Below are 19,090 nucleotides of genomic sequence, written 5' to 3' on the forward strand. Positions count from 1 at the left end.
AGTCATTTACTAGAATTTTAGAAAAAATAAGTATATTCCACTATATATGATGTAAATTCTAGATAGTGTTATTAAGCTATTCATAACGATTGATGATACTATATAGTTGGGATACGCAAAACATTAAGTTAATTAGTATGGATAGAAAGATGCTACTAGAAATCCCTTAACAAGCACTAAAAATGCAACTAGGGAAGGCTTCTAGTAGTATTTTATATTAAAGTAATGGAGGTTATAGAATGAATGAATACATTAAGATAGGCTGGCAGGATCATATATCAGAAAGACCAGGCACATTCAGAGAAATACAAAATCAAGATGGCTCAGTAACACATATTCCTGATGAGGGAGAGATACTTCAAACTGGTACACCTGTTAGTGCTAATAAACTTAACCATATGGATGAAGGTATTTATCAAGCAAATAGGCAAGCCAAGATAAATAGAAATGATATAACTTCATTAGCTGTAGAAGTAGCAATACTTAAAAATGCTGCTCTCAATAATTTTACAGATAATATATTTGTTGTTAATTTTGCTAATTTGGATAGCGTTGAGTTAACTAATGGAGTGTATGACGAAGTAGGAAAAAGGGTGGTGATATAGATGGCGTGGGTTGAAGTAAAACGAGAATCGTATTATACCTCTAAAGGGGAAAAAAGTGGTGAGATATGTTCTGGTAAATCTGCTGGTAGTCCACATTGGGATCAAATTGAGGTGCGAGTTGGATATACGAAAGAATCTGGCGATGATTTCATATTAGTAACAGAATTACTCCTTAGACCAGTAGATTCTTTCCCTAGAAGAACAAAATTTAGGTCTAGAATTATAAATTCTAGTGGATATGAATACATAAGTCGAATTCAAGAAACTGGGGAATGGACAGGGTATGGAGCTTTTAGTTTCACTACACCTAGCGCAGGTACTTATACAGTAATTGCAGAAATAGAGGTTTTGAATAATACGCCTACCGTGCCTTCTTCCATTACAGTACCGACAACAGTAAGAGGTGGAGAATCTCTTAATATATCTTGGGGAGCGTCTACAGATGCAGATGGAGATAGTTTAACCTATAGATTAGAAAGAAGTGCTAATGGTGGAAGTTGGACACAAATTTACTCTGGTAGTAATAAGAGTTATACAGATAGCATAACAAAAGGTTGGAATACAGTTACTTATAGAGTTAGAGCGTTTGACGGTAATACTTACAACGGTCATAGTGATTATAGAACTTCTCCTGTTAGAACTGTAATTAACAATACAGCACCTACTATTTCAGGTAATGATCAGAATTTAGGTGATAAAAATTTAGGGTTTTTAATAACATATCAAGTAAATGATGTAGATGCAGGAGATAGCTTAATAGTAACAGAAAAACTAAATGGATCTACAATAAGGACCATAAATGGAGCACCTAGAAATCAGCCTGTAGAGATAGAAATTACAAACGAAACTCTATTCTCCTTACCTTTAAATTCAGATAATACTATGGAAATAAAAGTTGATGATCAACAAGGTGGCATAGCTTATAGGAGATATACTTTTAGACGAACCAACACAGCCCCTATAATATCAGACCAAGATCAAAACCTAGGAAAGAAAACAGAACCTTTTTCAGTAGACTTTAACGTAATGGATAATGAAAGTAATGCAATAACTACAAAGACATACCTAAATGGAATCAAGAAAGAAGAATATACTGTTATAGATGGAGCAACGAATACATTTGCTATATCTAAAGAAGATTGGTTTAAGTTATCTATAGGACAGCATAACATCAAAATTGAAGCAATAGACGAATATGGAGCTACATCTGTAAGAAACTATGTCTTTCAAAGGTATGACGACAAAATCCAGTTTACACTAAAAAGTCCTATTGAAACAGATATTGCGGCTACGAAGATATTAGCTACTCCAACTTGGATAATTCCAGAAGGTGCTATAACAAAAATAGAAGCATGCAACAATGCTTACGATGAAGTACAAGCATGGGAAGATATTACTTCACAGGTGCTTATAGGCAGACACTATAATTTTACTAACGATATCAAAATATCTGATAAATGGGGTATAGATATAAAATTTACTATAGAAAAAGGTGCATCAACAGAGGAATGTATTATCCATGGATTTGGAGGTGCTTTCGAATAATGATTGAAATAATTAATCAAAAACATTTAAGAAAAATCAAAGAAGAAAAAGAAATGAATAAAAGTGAGATACAATCAGATATATTTGAAGTAGTAGCAATATTATATGAAGAAATAGAAGAACTAAAAAGTAGAGTCGAACAATTAAAAGGAGGAGAAGAGTAATGACTGTAAGAGAATACATGATACCTGTGTATGGATTACTTATTAAAACCCAAAAGAGAACTATAGAAGACATTCCAGAAGTATATAAAATTCCAGCTGCTGAATACTTGGAAATACAAGAAAAAGAAAAAATATAAGATGATATTTATCCCAAGAAGGGCTTTTTTTATGCCCTTCTTTAATTTATCAGAAAGTAGGTGCTATATGGAACAAACACTTTTTAAACTAGCGGCAGGAAATGGACTTTGGGCATCACTATATGTATTTCTTTTTATTTATGTACTATACGATAGCAGACATAGAGAGAAAAAGTATCAAGAAACTATAAGTGAAAATCAATCAGTAATTAAAAACCTTACAGAGAAATTCGGAATTGTAGATAATATACAACAAGATGTACACGAAATAAAAGCTGTATTAAGGAGTTAATTAAATGTATAACTATATAGTAGATCATATCCTAAAAGGAAATAAAAGACCTGGAACTAAATTGAAACTTGAAACGATCACCATACATAACACAGGCAATCCTACCAGTACAGCTAGAAATGAACGAGGATGGCTTAGTAATCCATATAATACTAGCTCTACAAGTTTTCATATTGCCATTGATGATAAGGAAGTAGTCGAGTGTATCCCCTTAGATGAAGTAGCCTATCATTCAGGAAACAAACAAGGGAATTTGACTTCCATAGGAGTTGAAATTTGTGAGAGTGGTAATCAAGAAAAGGTGTGGGACAATGCTATTAAATTAATTGCAAATCTATTATTTAATCGTGGTTGGGGAGTAGACAGAATAACTACACACCAAAGATGGAATGGAAAGAACTGTCCAAGATTAATCTTACCTAGATGGAATGAGTTTATAAATGATATTGAAAAAGAATTATGGAAGCTGAACAGTATTAGGGAGCAAGGATTAAGTGAATGGGCGATTGAAGCATGGGAGTGGGGAAAAGAAAAAGGTATTACGGATGGACAACGACCTAAGGACTTTGCTACTAGGGAGGAACTAGTAACAATGCTATATAGAATGAAGGAGATAAAATAGATGATTAAGTTAATACAAACTTATATAATGACTAATTTAATTGATATAATTTGTACAACTATTGTTATTTCAATTGGATTATTGCTATATAAAAGAGGAAAAGAAGATTTTCTAAGAAAGTTAGTACTAGCATTTGTAACAGAGGCTGAAAAGCAATTAGGTAGTGGAACAGGTGAATTAAAGTATGCAATGGTAGTTGAAAGGATCTATGAGGTTATTCCTAGTATTTTAAAATTGTTATATAGTGAGAAGCAGATTGATGAGATGATTGAGGATGCAGTAGAGTACTTAAAAAGATATTTAGCAAGTGGCAAAAATTTATTAGGATATGATAAAGAAGTATTGGGATAGTTTAAGCTATCCTATTTTTTTATTCTGTACGTCAAAACTTATACTTCAACAATACAATCGAGATGACACAGGTTTTGAGTGGAACAGGAGTTGATACAATAGCATTAGAGAATTTTCGTGAGAAAAATCAATAATCCTAGTGACATATATCACAGTCTACCTATAGTAATGATGATAGTATATATACAGAAAGAAAAACGAATCTGAAAAGGAGATGTGAATTATGTCAGTTTCAATGTTTTGTCATCAATGCCAAGAAGCCGCAAAAGGAACAGGATGTACTGTAAGAGGTGTTTGTGGAAAAACAAGCGATGTAGCTAACTTACAAGATGTACTAATTTATATACTAAAAGGAGTTTCATTCTACAACTTAGAAGCTAAAAAAGCAGGTTTAAACACAAATAAAGTAGATAAGTTTATAACTGATGGATTATTTGCTACAATTACAAATGCAAACTTTGATAAAGCTGTATTTGTTGACAGAATTAAAAAAGCTATTGAATTAAGAGAAGAAACAAAAGCAGCGGTAATTAAGGCTGGAGTAAATGTGGATCATATTACACATGATGCAGCCCACTGGACTGGAAACACAGTTGAAGAATTTGAAGCTAAAGCTGCAGAAGCTGGATACTTAGCAATTGAAAATGAAGATGTTAGATCTTTAAGAAGCTTAATCGTATTTGGTGTTAAAGGTTTAGCTGCATATGTAGAGCATGCATATAACTTAAAATACGAAGATGATGAAATTTATACATTTATGCAAACAGCTCTTGTTGAGACTTTAAATGATAAGCTAACAGCAGATGATCTAGTTGCTCTTACAATGAAAGCTGGAGAAACTGGTGTTAAGGCAATGGCTTTATTAGATACAGCTAATACTTCAACATATGGTAATCCAGAGATTACAAAGGTAAATATCGGTGTTAAAAATAACCCAGCTATCTTAATCAGTGGACACGATTTAAGAGATATGGAGCAATTACTTGAGCAAACTGAAGGAACAGGAGTAGACGTATATACTCATTCTGAAATGCTTCCTGCAAACTACTATCCTGCGTTCAAAAAATACAGCCACTTTGTAGGAAACTACGGAAATGCATGGTGGAAACAAGATAAAGAGTTCGAAACGTTTAATGGACCAATTGTAATGACAACAAACTGTCTAGTTCCTCCAAAAGATGTCTATAAAGATAGAGTTTACACAACTGGTGCAGTAGGATTCGAAGGATTAAAGAGAGTTAAAGAAAATGCAGATGGAATAAAAGATTTTACAGAGATAATTGAACATGCTAAAAAATGTGCTGCTCCTACAGAGATTGAAAGAGGAGAAATTATAGGTGGATTTGCTCATGAGCAAGTATTTGCACTTGCAGATAAAGTTGTAGATGCAGTTAAATCTGGTGCTATTAAGAGATTCTTTGTTATGGCTGGTTGTGATGGTAGAATGAAGAGTAGAGATTACTATACAGAGTTTGCTGAAAAATTACCAAAGGATACAGTAATCTTAACAGCTGGTTGTGCAAAATACAAATACAACAAGCTTGATCTAGGTGACATCGGCGGTATTCCAAGAGTATTAGATGCTGGACAATGTAACGACTCTTACTCATTAGCATTAATCGCGTTAAAATTAAAAGAAGTATTTGAGTTAAATGATATTAATGAATTACCAATTTCATATAACATTGCATGGTATGAGCAAAAAGCTGTAATCGTTTTACTTGCATTACTATACCTAGGTGTTAAAAATATTCACTTAGGACCAACACTTCCTGCATTCTTATCACCAAATGTCGTTAATGTTTTAGTAGAAAACTTTGGTATTGGTGGAATTACAAATGTAGAAGATGACATGGCAATGTTCTTAGGAGCAACAGCAGAAGCATAATATACACAAAAATATATAAAAATGAGACTATCCTTTAAAGGGTAGCCTCGTTTTTTATTATTGTATAGAAATAACCACTGATTGGGTCAAGTGATTATTTATTTTTTTATAGTTATTTTGCGTTAGGTATAAATAAGGATTGTCCAAATGTATCCTTACCAAACTCGCTAATTAGCTGTTGTCCATTATCAGAGAGCATCCATTCTACAAATGCTAAAGCACCGTCATGATTAATTTTGTCATTTTTTTCTGGGTTAACAGCAATAACTCCATATTGATTAAATAGCTTGGTGTCACCTTCTACAACTACTTTAAGATCAAGCTTATCCATCATGGATAGATAAGTAGCTCTATCAGTTAACGTATATCCATTAAGCTCATTAGTCATTTGAAGAACTGCTCCCATTCCTTGTCCTGCTTCTACATACCAATCTCCTTGTGGTTCCACATTAGCCTCTTTCCAAAGGTTTAGTTCCATTTTATGTGTACCAGAGTCATCTCCTCTAGATACAAAGGTTTGTTTTCCATCGTTAATTAGTGAAAAGGCTTTAACTATATCCTTATTAGCTTGTTCTGCTAAGTTTAATGTGTCTTCATTAGGTCCTAATAAAATGAAATCGTTGTACATTACATCAAATCTTTCAATACCATGTCCAGCTTTAACAAATTCTTCTTCTGAACTTTTAGCATGAACTAATAGTACATCCGCATCTCCGTCTTCACCCATTTTTAAAGCTTGCCCAGTTCCTACAGCAACTACCTTTACATCGTATCCAGTATCTTCTGTAAATTTAGGTAATATGTAATCTAAAAGACCACTATTTTCTGTACTAGTTGTAGTGGAAAGGATTATTTCGCTCTTAGCTACTACCGGAGGTGTATTGTCATCTGGCTTTGGTGCATCTGTTGTCTTTGGGCTAGAACAGGATACCATAAAAATCGATAATAGTAATAATCCAATTACAGATAATTTTCTAAAGCTTTTTTTCATGTACTTCATCTCCTTTAATATGTTATAACTACAACAACACTCTGTACCGTTTAGGTATAGGATATGTGTCGTTTGCTACTCCTAATTTTTAAAATATTAAGACAATTGCGCAAATACCAGTTAGTAGATAGTTTTTTAACGAAAAAAAACACCTAAAAAGGCGTAGTTATAAGCAGTATTATAAAGTGGCTAGCTTCCTGCATATTTACTCCTTTCCACAATGGGAGGCATTGTAGTTTCCTGCAATACCCTACAGGTCAATAAACCATTACATTGTTTAGCAGTTAAATGCTTTAGGTTATATTGACTCGGAGATATTTAATTTTGGTTCGTTATAATTCAGTATACTTTATAGGTATATAACTGTCAATAATTAGTATGTTTTTTTATGTGAATTAATATTTTTTTAACACACTTGAAATTTTACAACAAAAAATATATAATGCAAGGTGAAATAGGTAAATAGAATGCTTATTTCTTAGGCTAGCTTCTTAATAGAGTGTAGTATGGCTATCATACTAATGGTGAGGTATGTTTTTTTGTGGTTCGATAACTCTTTACCAAATAAATCATACCGAAATGGAGAGATGAACAATGACGAAAAAAATAGTATTACTTTTATTAATCTGTTCTCTAGTTTTAGCTGGATGTACCAACAAACCTAAGGCTACAGAAGGAGAAGTACCGGAGGTTAACGAAGAAATAACATTAAATGTCTTTGCAGCAGCCAGCTTAACAGATGCTTTTAATGAAATGAAAGATATTTACGAAAAAGAAAATGATGGAATTACGTTACAATTTAACTTTGCTGGTTCTGGAACTCTTCAAAAGCAAATTGAAGAGGGGGCAACAGCAGATTATTTTATTTCAGCTGGAGCTTCTCAAATGAATGCTCTAGAAGAAAAGGGTCTTATTGAAGATAGAAAAGATCTATTAAAAAATAAATTAGTTGTTGTAGGCACTAAGGACATGGAAGGTAAAGTGTCTAAAATAGAAGATTTATTATCTGAAGATGTAAAATATATTGCTGTAGGTACTCCAGAAACAGTTCCAGTAGGAAAGTACACAGAGGAAGCTTTAACACATTATGATTTATGGGAAAAATTAAGTGATAAAATTGTATTTACTAAGGACGTAAGACAGGCATTGACATATGTTGATACTGGAAACTCTGATGTTGGTTTTGTATATTCTAGTGATGCTCTAGCTTTAGAAAACGGTGTTACTTTATTTGAAGTTTCTGATGATTCACATAAAAAAATAATTTATCCTGCAGCTATTATTAAAGAAACAGAATATAAAGATGCAGCTGCTAAATTTGCTGAATTCCTTGTATCAAAGGAAGGTAGTGCTATTCTTGAAAAACATGGATTTGTTTTAAATTAGTTAAAGGAGCATACAAATGTTAAATCCAGTTTTACTTTCATTGAAGGTAGCATCAATTGCTACAGTATTTGCCATGCTAATAGGCATACCATTAGCCTATTCCTTAACTAATAAAGATTTTAAAGGTAAAACACTATTAGAAACTCTGTTGACATTACCGTTGGTGCTTCCACCAACGGTAATTGGATATGGACTATTAATTTTATTTGGAAGAAATTCTTTATTAGGCAGAATGCTTAAGGACCTATTTGGAATACAGGTTGTGTTTACGGTAACAGGTTCTATTATTGCTGCTACCGTAGTTGCATTGCCATTAATGATACAAAGTGTTAAATCTGCATTTGGAAATTTAGACCCTATTTATGAAAAATCTGCTGCTACTTTAGGGTCAAACAAATTTAAGGTGTTTTTTACAATTATTTTACCCCTGTCTTGGACAGGTATTGTTAGTGGCTTGGTAATGTCATTTGCAAGAGCCCTTGGTGAATTTGGTGCTACTTTAATGATTGCGGGAAACATTCCTGGGAAAACTCAAACAATACCTATAGCTATATATTCAGCAGTGGAGACAGGAAATAAAGAGATGGCTAATCGGTTAGTAATAATTATGACCCTATTTAGTTTTTTAGTCATATGGCTACTAAACCAATGGCTAAAGAGAAAACACTACATAAAAATGATGAGGGAAGAAAAATGTTAATCATTGATATAAATAAAGCCTATAAAGACTTTAAATTAGATGTTAACTTCACTGCTGATAGAGAGGTAACTGTCATTTTAGGTCCATCTGGTTCTGGTAAATCTACAATATTAAATTGTATTGCAGGTGTAGCTAAACCAGACAATGGAAGGATAGCAATGGACAATGATGTCTATTTTGACTCAGAGGAAGGCCATATTTTGCCTATTCATAGAAGAAGAGTCGGATATGTTTTTCAGTCCTATGCTTTGTTTCCACATATAAATGTATTTAAAAATATTCAGTATGGACTGAATAATTATAAGGAAGCCGGTACTAATGATGAAGTGTATCGATTTGCAGAAGCCTTTAAAATTGAAAAGCTTCTTAAAAAATATCCATATCAGCTTTCAGGGGGAGAAAAGCAGAGGGTAGCTTTGGCTAGATCATTAATTATTAGGCCAAAGGTCCTTTTATTAGATGAACCCTTTGCAGCATTAGATAAGCGTACAAAACAAATACTGTATAATGAATTTTTAGAGATAAAGAAAAAGTGGAACATCCCAATATTAATGATTACCCATGATGAAGGGGAAGCACAATATTTGGGGGATAGAATTATAAGGATATCAAATGGATGTTTAATTAATGATACTGCGCTTTGATAAGAGGATAAGGTTAATTTGTATTAGTCTTATTTTTATATATTAATAAGTATAATTAATCACAGATAAACTAATAAAAAATTCAGAGGGAGTAAAAACTCTCTCTAAATTTTTTATTTAGTGTTTTATCTTATTTACTTCAATTATATGTGGCATAGGCCAATAATTGCTAATTCCAAGATTTTTCTTCTCTGATCTACCATCTTCATACTCAATGGTTATAAATGATTCTACCCTTGCTCCATCCATTCCTTCAAGAATTACTTTCTCTTCGCCATCCTTCAAATTAGAATTTATTTTATATTGTTTAGGAGCTATTTTTCTGTCTAAAATATTATGATGCCACTCTACCTTAGGAGGCTCTTCTTTACCGTAAAACCCCATATAAACTCTGTTTTCTATAGGGACAGCCCAAATAAGAATAGGAGCATTTGTAGTGTTTTTAAATTTAAAATCTTTAAAACCATAAGCTACGGTTGAATCTTGTCCATAGGGTAAATAGTGAACAGGCATACTATGATTGTATCTTTCTACAATTTCCAAATTACTAAGTATTGACACATTATATAAAGTAGATGCAATTTTGCATGCTCCACCACCTATTGATGGTGTTACATTTCCACCTATATAAGCAGAGCCTTCCTGATATCCTTTAGATTCAACATAAGGGCCTATGCTGTTATTTTGTGAAAATACTCCACCTGGAGGTACAACAATTCCACTGACAGATTTCGCCGCTAAATGAACATTGTGCTGTTCTCCTGGCGATGTGGTTTTTATAACGGTACAAAATGCAGATAATAGTACATCAGTTCCATGCTTTTCTTGAGCTTCTTTAAACTTACTATCATTTTCCCATGGAACATTAAGAATAGGGCCAGACTTGTCAGGTACATCAAAGTCAACATTACTGATATGATTTTCTGTCTTTGAAATATTAACTTGGGCTCCCAGGTTTTCTGGGTTTTCCTCTAGCTCTTTTTCTGCATTTTTAAAATTACATGATGTTGAATAAATTAATAAAGTTACTGTTAGAATTAGTAATATATAATTTTTTATCTTCAAATTATCACCCCTATTTTAAATTAATCTATTAATACTACTACAATATATTTTTAGATATATTGTTAGAAAATATGTACGTTTTATTTGTATGACAAGATTGTCCTCTTGCATATAATTGGAATGTGGGGGGGATGAAATGTTAAAGAAAGGAATTTTAATAGTAACATCTATGTTTTGCATTATAACTATTCTTTTAATTGGGAAAAATATAAACCTAATGAAAAATAAAATACAAAGTGATAAAGAGGTTTTGGGATATAGTGAATACATAGAATATATTGCATGGGAAAACAAAATGATTACAGAAAATCCAGAATATGAGAATTTAAAGATATTAATTGATATCTCTGAAAAACGGCTATATTTACTTAATGGAAACGAAACGATAAAGATATATCCAATTGCTAGTGGAAAATTAAATACTCCAACTCCTATAGGTACATGGAAAATAATTAATAAGGCTAAGTGGGGAGGTGGATTTGGAACGCGATGGATGGGACTTAATGTACCCTGGGGTACATATGGAATTCATGGTACTAATAAGCCAAATTCTATTGGTTCAAATGCTTCTGCTGGGTGTGTGCGAATGAATAATAAAGATGTAGAGGATCTTTATAAATATGTTAAGCACGAGACTCCAGTTGCTATTATTAATGGAATGTTTGGACCGTTTGGTTATGGACTTCGTACTATATCTCCAGGAGATATAGGATCAGATGTAATGGAAGTTCAAGCTAGATTAAGAGCTTATGGGTATTATGATGTAGACTATTTAGATGGTAAATACGGTCCACATATGGAACAGGCTTTATACGATTTCCAAAAAAAACATGACCTTCCAAAGAGTCCTCATATTAGCTATGAAACCTATAAAAAATTAGGAATTATAATTATGGATTAATTCTAATTAATATTAAATTTTTTATAGTCTAGGAAACTATGCTTTCCTAGACTATAAAAGTAGGAGTTGAAAGGGAAAGTATTCCTCTTTCTTATTCATGAGAGTTCTTGGACAACTTTGCCGTTTTTTAAAATGAAATATATAAAAAGAGGGTATAATTAAGTTATGTATCTGAAAAAGTATAGTTAAGATGCGTACTACTTAATTGGGGATGTGATTAATATGACTTCAAATATTTTGATACAATTACTAATGCTAGTTCTGCTACTTATAATGTCAGCATTTTTCTCGGCCGCAGAAACTTCTCTTATGTCTTTGAGTAAAATTAGAGTTAGATATATGGTAGATGAAAATGTTAAAGGTGCTAAGTTGGTCCAAAAGTTGGTCGAAAACCCTAGTAAGTTAATAGGTAGTGTTTTAGTAGGTAACAATATTGCTAATATTGCTGGTTCGGCTCTAGCTACTGCTCTTACTATGGAATTGTTTAAAGGGAATGCTGTTGCTATAGCAACTATAGTAATGACAGTGTTAATTTTGATATTTTCTGAAATTACTCCGAAATCTTTGGCTGCACAAAATGCAGAGAAGGTGGCTCTAATTGTGGCTAAACCTCTTTCATTAATCGTTACGATAATTAATCCTATTGTTATTATATTTACTAAAGTAACTAATTTTTTAGTTAGAATATTAGGCGGAAAAAGTGATAAAGATGCTCCTTATATTACTGAAGAGGAATTGAAATCTATAGTTAATGTAAGCCATGAAGAAGGAGTTTTGGAAATAGAAGAAAAACAAATGATTTATAATGTATTTGAATTCGGAGATCTACAAATAAAAGATGTTATGATTCAAAGAACTGATATATCTGCAATAGATGTTGATTCGGATTTTAATGAGGTTATGGAATTTATTAAACAGGAAAAGTACTCAAGATATCCTATATATGATGGAAACTTTGATAATATAATTGGTATTGTAAATGTAAAGGATTTAATTTATGCAGAAGATACTACGGAGAATTTTAATATTACTAAGTATATAAGAGAGTCTTATTATACGTATGAGTTTAAAAGAATAACTGAGCTTTTTAAAGAAATGAAAAAAAACAGGGTACATATGGCTATAGTTATTGATGAATATGGTGGTACTGCTGGTATTGTAACTATAGAAGATTTGATTGAAGAAATAGTTGGTGAAATTGAAGATGAGTATGATGAAGTTGAAAAAGAAATTGAAAAAATAAATGAGCAAGAGTATGTTGTAGATGGTAGTACAAAGATTGTATTTATCAATGGATTTCTTGGTCTTAATATGGTATCGGAAGATTTTGATTCCTTGGGAGGATTCATCATGGGTGAACTGGGAAGGCTACCTAAAGTAGGGGAAGCTGTTGTACATGAAAATGTAAAGTTTACTGTCGAATCTATTTCTAACCATAGAATACAAAAAATAAGGATTCAAATTTTACCAGAGAATCAATAATTACTATTTTTAACTATTTTTAAAAATGTGATTTAAATCAAAGTCTTTATTTAATCTATATAGTATTATCGAACTAAGATATTAGATAAATACACTTGGAGGGATAAAATTATGAAATATGTGTTTTCTGGTAATGATAAAATCGGAGATATTGTAGTTAAATTACCTAAGGCAAGTGAGGTTTTTAAAACCTTTAAAATAGACTTTTGCTGTGGGGGAAATAGACCTTTAATTGAGGCTATTAATGAAAATGGATTAAAGGAAGAAGAGGTATTAGCAAAGCTTGAAGAATCATATAAATCAGTACAAGAATTAAAAAGTAAAGATATTGATTGGACAAAGGCATCCTTTAGCGATTTAATCGATCATGTAGTAAATACGCATCATTCTTATTTAAATCAAGAACTACCTAAACTTAGCGAATTAACTAGAAAGATATATAGAGTACATGGCGAAGGGCATAGTGAGCTTTCTGATGTTTATAAATTATTTCATACTTTAAAAATGGAGCTTGAACAACATTTGATTAAAGAAGAAGAAATTGTATTCCCATTAATTAAGCAATACGAAGCTAATCCATCTGATGAGCTTTTAGAAAAAACAATTAATGCTATTAATGAATTAGAAGATGAACATGAAGAAGCAGGGACTATATTAAAGAAATTAAGAAAAATTACTGATGATTATACAGTACCTAGTGATGGTTGCCAATCTTATGATTTAACATTTAGGGGACTTGAGTTTCTAGAATCTGATACGTTTCAGCATATACACTTAGAAAATAATATTATGTTTCCAAGACTAGTGGCTCTAAGGAAATAATTTACAGAAAAACCCTCCATATTTGATGGAGGGTTTTAAAATTATGCATTGTTTAATTAGAATATTGATGTTAATATTACAACTGCTCCTACAATCCAAGTGTAAAAAGAGAAGTAATATAACTTTTCTTTCTTTATAAAGTTAATTAAAGTCCTAATAGCAAACAAACCAGATATGAAGGCGGCTAGTACACCAGCTACTAAAATACCTATAGTGATATCTCCCATACCCACCTCGAGAACATCCTTAACTTCAAATATAGTTGCTCCTAGAATAGCAGGAATAGAAATTAAAAAGGAAAATTTAGTAGCTAACTCCTTATTAAATCCCCTAAAAAGGGAACCCACAATGGTAGAACCGGATCTTGAAATACCAGGTGTAATAGCAAATCCTTGGAATATACCTACTATTAAAGCATCCAATCCATGCATATCTTTAATGGTTCTTTTCCCAGAGTTAGATTTTTCAGCTATCCATAAAAGCGTACCTGTTATCATTAATGCAATACCAATTACTATGGTAGATGTATAGAAACTAGCAAATAGATCGTCGAGAAATATTCCCATCAATCCTGTTGGTATTGACGCAATAATAATAAAAACACCAAGCTTTCTATGTTCATTATTGAGCTTTAATCCTTTTCCTGTAATTAATTCACCTAATAGACGAAGAAATTCTACAATAATCATAGCTATGTCCTTAGAATAGACAACAAATATTGAAAATAATGTACCTAAGTGTAGCATTACTGTAAAGAAAAGAATTCGATCCTCGGGAACTTTTAAAAGTTGTTGAGCAACTGCTAAATGACCAGAACTACTGACTGGTAAAAATTCTGTAAGCCCCTGAATGACACCTAATATAATAGCTTTTATTATTGTCATCCTACCACCTCCTAATAAAATATTAACAAGAATGATTATAACATACATTAGTAGAATATGTGATAGTTTTAATATTTAAAACTGCTGTTTACATTTTTTAAGATTTTATATAAGCTTATAACTTCCATCAATTCCACTTGTATCAATCTTTCTTTTAAAGCATTATAATATTATTTTAAATAATCAACCTTACAAATAGGTGAACGTCTACATTACTTTTTTGTAAGATTATTTACTATATAAGCAAGTTCTATAACTTAAAACTAATATAAAAATTTTATAGGGCAATAATATAATAATGTAAAAAGAAATAAGGGGTGTAAAATATGTTAGTTGTATTTGTAAGAGCACTACTATTATATTTGGTAGTAGTTGTTGTTATAAGAATGATGGGTAAGAGGCAAGTAGCAGAAATGCAGCCATTTGAGCTAGTAATAATGATAATGATTGCAGAACTTGCAGCTACACCAATGGAGGATGTTGGAATCCCTTTAATAAATGGAGTTATTCCAATAATTGCTCTATTATCTATACAGGTTTTAATTTCATACTTTGCATTAAAAAGTGAAAAATTTCGGGATTTTATTTGTGGAAAGCCTAGTATATTAATACATAAGGGAAGAATAGACCAATCTGAATTGCGTAGACTCAGAGTTAGTATCAATGATCTTTTAGAAGCACTTAGAAATAAGGACTATTTCAACATAAGTGATGTAGAGTATGCAATTTTAGAAACTAATGGACAGATGAGTATAGTTCCGAAAGCAGATAAAAGACCTGTTGTAATATCAGACTTAAATTCGTGTGATGATATTCAAGATGAAGAGCTACCTGTGACGTTGATTGTTGATGGAAGATTAAATGATACCAAACTAAGAAAAGCAGGATATGATAAAGATTGGTTAATGGATCAGCTCAGAAAACAAAATATAGATAACGTAGAAAGTGTATTTTTTGCTTTTTTATCCTCTGATAGGATTTTTTACGCACAAGAGAAGAAAAATTAGGAGAAGGGTGATTATATGCGTATTGTAGTAGTTACTTTGCTTATCCTAGTAATTTTTATTGTAGGTACTTTTTTGATTAATCAATATATTAATCGTAGCTGTGAAAAATTACTTGAAGATATAAAAATATTAAATAAGTCTATAAATGAAAATGAATGGAATAAGGCTAAAGATCATCTGGAAAATCTTAAAGTTCAATGGAAAGATACTAAAAAGACATGGCAATTATTTTTGGAGCATTATGAAATGGATGTTATAGATATTGCTATAGCAAGATTAAATCAATATGTAGAAATAGAGGAGAGAGCATTGGCATTAGGAGAACTGGCGGAGTTCAGGTTATTGATTAGTCACATTAAAGATAAAGAAGGCTTAAAATTACAAAATGTATTATAGCACTTAACATAAAGCCCTTATCTAATTAATTAGATAAGGGCTTTATGGATTTTAATTTAAACCTAACTTTTCATCAAGTAATCCTTGTTTATCTAAAGCATGGATGTCATCACAACCACCAAGGAACTCTTCGTCTATAAAAACCTGTGGCACTGTATCCCAACCCGTTTTTTCCATAACATTATTAAAAGTTAGATCATCATATGTTATGTCAATTTCTTTAAATGGAACTCCTTTAGAAGATAAAAGAGATACTGCTTTTTTGCAATAAGGACAGTAATTTTTCGTATATATAATGATATCCTTCAAACGACCACTCCCCTAATTTATTTTGTCTTATCCAATATTAATCCAGTTTTTTCTAAACTTTTAACTAATGGATATGTTATTAATATATTCAATACAGTAATAATTATACTAGTAGCAGCTCTAGCTGGCAATAATACTAAATATGCATTTCCTTGTAGTTGTGAAAGCCAATAAGTATTTAACAGAAGACTTACTATAATTAATATAGATATATTAGATACAACTACATTTAATAGAGAAGATTTTTTAGTAGGACTTAAAAACATAACTATTCCTGGAATTGTTCCTATTAATATAGAGCTAAGTGTAAAACCGGGATGAAATGCTCCACCGTGAGAATTAATAAAAAAACCTAGTAAATCGGCTATTCCACCAGTCATAGCCCCTGCCCCTGGCCCTAAAACTAATCCAGATAATATTAAAGGGATATTACCAAAGCTAAAGCGTACACTGCCATTAAATAGCATAATAGCCCCAAACCTCGATAGAATAATATTCATAGCCACAAAAATAGCAGCTAGAACTAGGGATTTTGTTGATAAACGCTTGCTAGATATGGGCCCCCTAGACGAAATTTTCCCATTGTTATCCATAACGCCACCTCCTTTCTCTTAAGTCGGACAAAACGCCCCACATAAGAGAAGTATGGTGTAGATTCTCTTAAATGTGACAGCGGATGCGATATTACACCGCGAATAGTATGTTTTACTATTCTTCGTTTGAGGGCAACTTCCCATCCCTCAACACTTAACGCGTAATACCTACTCTGACCGTACTCTAATGATATAATACTTTCGAAATATTGTAAAGATTAACGAATTATCAAATAATTGTACTTGATAATATAGTATACCCATTGTACTATTATATAGTAATATTATGATTGCCTTAAAAAAACAATTGTAGATACTTAGAAAAGACATTGTAATTTAGAGATTATAGAGTGCTAGATTTAGAAATTATCTTTCTCATTTACTAAGGAGGTTCATAATGCAAAAACCTATAGAATATATAATGAATTATAAAAATAGAAAACAATTCAAATCAGATAATGCTGCAATTGTATCTGACGTAACTAAGTATGGTATTGTACTATCCTATGCTGTATTTATATTAGTTTCTGCTTTTTATTTTAATAATATAGCAGAAATTATAAGTGGAATATGTAGAATTATTGTTGCGCCAAGTATATTATTTTCAGATTATATAGCTATAGGTAATATTGGATCTACTTTAGTTAACAGCGGACTTGCGATGATTGCATCAATAGTTATTGCTAAAATTAGCGATGCAGAAATGAATGGTCCTCTTGTAGCAGCAATTTTTACTATAGGAGCATTTGGGTTTTTTGGTAAGAATATATACAATATTTGGTCTATATTTTTAGGAGTATATTTCTATACTTTATTACGTAAAGAGAAATTTAGTAAATATATAATTGTTGCTTTTTTTGGGACAGCCCTAGGACCTTTAGTTAGTCAGATTAGTTTTGGGTTCGACTTTCCAATAATATATGGTGTTATTTTAGGAAATATAGCTGGAATTATAGGAGGATTTATTATGCCTCCATTAGCTGCACATTTTAGTAAGTTTCATCAAGGATTTAATTTGTATAATATGGGCTTTACGGCTGGGATTGTAGGAACCCTATTTATGTCTATACTTAGAGGCTATGGAAAAAATAATGAGGCTCTAGCGATAGTAAGTAAAGGTAATAATCTAGTTTTTACTATATACTTGTCTATAATATTTACTACTATGATTATATTAGGTTATATCTTAAATAATAGAAGCTTTACTGGATATGGAAAGCTATTAAAAAGGTCAGGAAGAGCTAGTTCGGATTTTATTGCATTAGACGGATTTGGGTTAACTATGACTAACATGGGTTTGGTTGGGTTTTTATCTGTAGCCTATATAATACTAGTAAGAGGTGAGTTAAATGGGCCAACAATTGGCGGTGTTCTTACTGTAGTAGCCTTTGCTGCATTCGGAAAACATGCTAGAAATATTTTACCGATTTTTTTAGGAGTTTTTCTAGCCTGTGCGACTCAGGCAAGGGAGATAAATGCCACCGGATCTTTAGCGGCTGCGATGTTTGGGACTACATTAGCTCCAATCGCTGGGCAATATGGATGGAAAATTGGAACCTTGGCTGGGTTTATGCATATGACATTAGTAGTGAATACAGGGTATCTACATGGTTGGATGAACTTATATAATAATGGTTTTACTGGTGGTATTGTAGCAGCAAGCTTAGTTCCTATTATTAATGGAATGATGAAAAGACAAGAATGATTTATATTATAATTGTATATAAATAGAGAGTTAGTTTGTTTGGATAAAGCCTTAGTATTATTAAATATGTATAAATAAAAAGTCTATGTCTATATAAGTATAATAAGGTAGGGATATGAAAGAAGTGCACATCTCTAAATATGGGGAGGGGCCTTTCTGTATATAGATAGAGCAACAGAAGTTTTTAAGAGAAAAAAAGTATATTGACATAGCATAAAAAAGATGTTAAAGTAATTAAGTCCTCAAAACAAGCGGATATGAAAATGAAGCCACAGGTTTTAGGAAAACAATAATTTAAAAAATAAATTTTAAAAAAGTTGTTGACATAATGTTTCAGATATGCTATATTAAATAAGTCGCCGCAACAAGGCGATGAGGCATAAACCCTTAAAGAGGTCTTTGAAAACTAAACAGTATAGATTAAGCCAGCATAAAGCAAATTGCTAAAATTATTGATTTTATGCAAAGAGCAAAATTAGCGAAAGCTAAAAATTCATTTTAGTTTACTAAGATGAACCCAGAAATTTTATTTTAAGAGTTTGATCCTGGCTCAGGATGAACGCTGGCGGCGTGCCTAACACATGCAAGTCGAGCGGAGTTA

General features: G+C 31.8%; 22 protein-coding genes, 1 rRNA gene and 2 riboswitches. Of the genes, 18 read left to right on the forward strand and 5 right to left on the reverse strand.

Annotated elements, in window-relative coordinates; all coding sequences use genetic code 11:
• Positions 1 to 239 precede the first annotated feature (239 nt).
• The 8 genes from KQI88_RS10055 to hcp all read left to right on the forward strand — a co-directional run bounded on the left by KQI88_RS10055 (position 240) and on the right by hcp (position 5,604).
• The gene (locus tag KQI88_RS10055) at positions 240 to 605 is read left to right on the forward strand and encodes a hypothetical protein (protein ID WP_216416897.1); all 366 of its coding nucleotides are present in this window, start codon (positions 240 to 242) and stop codon (positions 603 to 605) included.
• Positions 606 to 2,150, forward strand: coding sequence for a phage tail protein (locus KQI88_RS10060; RefSeq protein ID WP_216416899.1), 1,545 nt, complete (start codon positions 606 to 608; stop codon positions 2,148 to 2,150).
• Positions 2,150 to 2,314 (forward strand): hypothetical protein, encoded by a 165-nt coding sequence (locus tag KQI88_RS10065; protein ID WP_216416901.1) that lies wholly within the window; start codon positions 2,150 to 2,152, stop codon positions 2,312 to 2,314. The genes KQI88_RS10060 and KQI88_RS10065 overlap by 1 nt, the downstream gene beginning before the upstream one ends.
• Positions 2,314 to 2,451 (forward strand): CD1375 family protein, encoded by a 138-nt coding sequence (locus tag KQI88_RS10070; RefSeq protein ID WP_216416903.1) that lies wholly within the window; start codon positions 2,314 to 2,316, stop codon positions 2,449 to 2,451. Before KQI88_RS10065 ends, KQI88_RS10070 begins: the two co-directional genes overlap by 1 nt.
• A 67-nt stretch (positions 2,452 to 2,518) precedes the next feature.
• Positions 2,519 to 2,743, forward strand: coding sequence for a BhlA/UviB family holin-like peptide (locus tag KQI88_RS10075; RefSeq protein ID WP_212380584.1), 225 nt, complete (start codon positions 2,519 to 2,521; stop codon positions 2,741 to 2,743).
• Positions 2,744 to 2,747: 4 nt separating this feature from the next.
• On the forward strand, positions 2,748 to 3,365 hold the full coding sequence (locus tag KQI88_RS10080; protein WP_216416906.1) for a peptidoglycan recognition protein family protein: 618 nt from the start codon (positions 2,748 to 2,750) through the stop codon (positions 3,363 to 3,365).
• Positions 3,366 to 3,716 carry a hypothetical protein gene (locus tag KQI88_RS10085; RefSeq protein WP_216416908.1) on the forward strand — a complete coding sequence of 117 codons (351 nt, stop codon included), beginning with the start codon at positions 3,366 to 3,368 and terminating at the stop codon, positions 3,714 to 3,716. It abuts the gene before it with no gap.
• 223 nt (positions 3,717 to 3,939) lie between these two features.
• The gene (hcp, locus tag KQI88_RS10090; protein WP_216416910.1) at positions 3,940 to 5,604 is read left to right on the forward strand and encodes a hydroxylamine reductase; all 1,665 of its coding nucleotides are present in this window, start codon (positions 3,940 to 3,942) and stop codon (positions 5,602 to 5,604) included.
• Positions 5,605 to 5,716: 112 nt separating this feature from the next.
• On the opposite strand, the gene KQI88_RS10095 is transcribed toward hcp, so the two are convergent.
• On the reverse strand, positions 5,717 to 6,595 hold the full coding sequence (locus tag KQI88_RS10095) for a substrate-binding domain-containing protein (RefSeq protein ID WP_216416912.1): 879 nt from the start codon (positions 6,593 to 6,595) through the stop codon (positions 5,717 to 5,719).
• A gap of 192 nt (positions 6,596 to 6,787) precedes the next feature.
• Positions 6,788 to 6,921: riboswitch (molybdenum cofactor riboswitch) on the reverse strand.
• Positions 6,922 to 7,189: 268 nt separating this feature from the next.
• On the opposite strand from KQI88_RS10095, the gene modA reads away from it, so the two are divergent.
• The 3 genes from modA to KQI88_RS10110 are packed head-to-tail and all read left to right on the forward strand — an operon-like array spanning position 7,190 to position 9,325.
• A complete protein-coding gene (gene modA, locus KQI88_RS10100) occupies positions 7,190 to 7,981 on the forward strand; it encodes a molybdate ABC transporter substrate-binding protein (protein ID WP_216416914.1) in 792 nt (263 codons plus the stop codon).
• Positions 7,982 to 7,997: 16 nt separating this feature from the next.
• On the forward strand, positions 7,998 to 8,681 hold the full coding sequence (modB, locus tag KQI88_RS10105; protein WP_216416916.1) for a molybdate ABC transporter permease subunit: 684 nt from the start codon (positions 7,998 to 8,000) through the stop codon (positions 8,679 to 8,681).
• A complete protein-coding gene (locus KQI88_RS10110; protein WP_216416918.1) occupies positions 8,675 to 9,325 on the forward strand; it encodes an ATP-binding cassette domain-containing protein in 651 nt (216 codons plus the stop codon). Before modB ends, KQI88_RS10110 begins: the two co-directional genes overlap by 7 nt.
• Positions 9,326 to 9,442: 117 nt before the next feature.
• Here KQI88_RS10110 and KQI88_RS10115 read toward each other — a convergent pair whose 3' ends face one another.
• Complete coding sequence (locus KQI88_RS10115; protein WP_246579228.1) at positions 9,443 to 10,390, reverse strand: VanW family protein; 948 nt, start codon at positions 10,388 to 10,390, stop codon at positions 9,443 to 9,445.
• Between the two features lie 136 nt (positions 10,391 to 10,526).
• Between KQI88_RS10115 and KQI88_RS10120 the strand changes: the two genes are divergently transcribed.
• The 3 genes from KQI88_RS10120 (at position 10,527) to ric (ending at position 13,595) form a co-directional block, all read left to right on the forward strand.
• Positions 10,527 to 11,291, forward strand: a complete 765-nt coding sequence (locus tag KQI88_RS10120) for a L,D-transpeptidase family protein (protein WP_216416920.1) — start codon at positions 10,527 to 10,529, stop codon at positions 11,289 to 11,291.
• A 222-nt stretch (positions 11,292 to 11,513) separates the two neighbouring features.
• On the forward strand, positions 11,514 to 12,773 hold the full coding sequence (locus tag KQI88_RS10125; RefSeq protein WP_216416922.1) for a hemolysin family protein: 1,260 nt from the start codon (positions 11,514 to 11,516) through the stop codon (positions 12,771 to 12,773).
• A gap of 111 nt (positions 12,774 to 12,884) precedes the next feature.
• Positions 12,885 to 13,595: an iron-sulfur cluster repair di-iron protein gene (ric, locus tag KQI88_RS10130; protein WP_216416924.1), complete on the forward strand. Its 711-nt coding sequence runs from the start codon at positions 12,885 to 12,887 to the stop codon at positions 13,593 to 13,595.
• A gap of 56 nt (positions 13,596 to 13,651) precedes the next feature.
• Here ric and uppP read toward each other — a convergent pair whose 3' ends face one another.
• Complete coding sequence (uppP, locus tag KQI88_RS10135) at positions 13,652 to 14,479, reverse strand: undecaprenyl-diphosphatase UppP (protein ID WP_216416926.1); 828 nt, start codon at positions 14,477 to 14,479, stop codon at positions 13,652 to 13,654.
• Between the two features lie 326 nt (positions 14,480 to 14,805).
• On the opposite strand from uppP, the gene KQI88_RS10140 reads away from it, so the two are divergent.
• Positions 14,806 to 15,486, forward strand: a complete 681-nt coding sequence (locus KQI88_RS10140) for a YetF domain-containing protein (protein WP_216416929.1) — start codon at positions 14,806 to 14,808, stop codon at positions 15,484 to 15,486.
• A gap of 15 nt (positions 15,487 to 15,501) precedes the next feature.
• Positions 15,502 to 15,882: a DUF4363 family protein gene (locus KQI88_RS10145; protein WP_216416931.1), complete on the forward strand. Its 381-nt coding sequence runs from the start codon at positions 15,502 to 15,504 to the stop codon at positions 15,880 to 15,882.
• Positions 15,883 to 15,933: 51 nt separating this feature from the next.
• Here the strand turns inward: KQI88_RS10145 and grxC are convergent, their stop codons facing one another.
• Together grxC and KQI88_RS10155 are read right to left on the reverse strand one after the other, a co-directional pair.
• On the reverse strand, positions 15,934 to 16,191 hold the full coding sequence (grxC, locus tag KQI88_RS10150) for a glutaredoxin 3 (protein WP_216416933.1): 258 nt from the start codon (positions 16,189 to 16,191) through the stop codon (positions 15,934 to 15,936).
• Between the two features lie 17 nt (positions 16,192 to 16,208).
• Positions 16,209 to 16,784 carry a folate family ECF transporter S component gene (locus tag KQI88_RS10155; RefSeq protein ID WP_216416936.1) on the reverse strand — a complete coding sequence of 192 codons (576 nt, stop codon included), beginning with the start codon at positions 16,782 to 16,784 and terminating at the stop codon, positions 16,209 to 16,211.
• Between the two features lie 75 nt (positions 16,785 to 16,859).
• A riboswitch (THF riboswitch) is annotated at positions 16,860 to 16,962 on the reverse strand.
• Between the two features lie 219 nt (positions 16,963 to 17,181).
• On the opposite strand from KQI88_RS10155, the gene KQI88_RS10160 reads away from it, so the two are divergent.
• On the forward strand, positions 17,182 to 18,489 hold the full coding sequence (locus KQI88_RS10160) for a DUF1576 domain-containing protein (RefSeq protein ID WP_216416937.1): 1,308 nt from the start codon (positions 17,182 to 17,184) through the stop codon (positions 18,487 to 18,489).
• A gap of 527 nt (positions 18,490 to 19,016) precedes the next feature.
• Positions 19,017 to 19,090: ribosomal RNA gene (locus KQI88_RS10165) — 16S ribosomal RNA — on the forward strand; the annotation flags it as partial.

This window comes from Alkaliphilus flagellatus (assembly GCF_018919215.1).
GTDB classification, from domain to species: Bacteria; Bacillota; Clostridia; order Peptostreptococcales; family Natronincolaceae; genus Alkaliphilus_B; species Alkaliphilus_B flagellatus.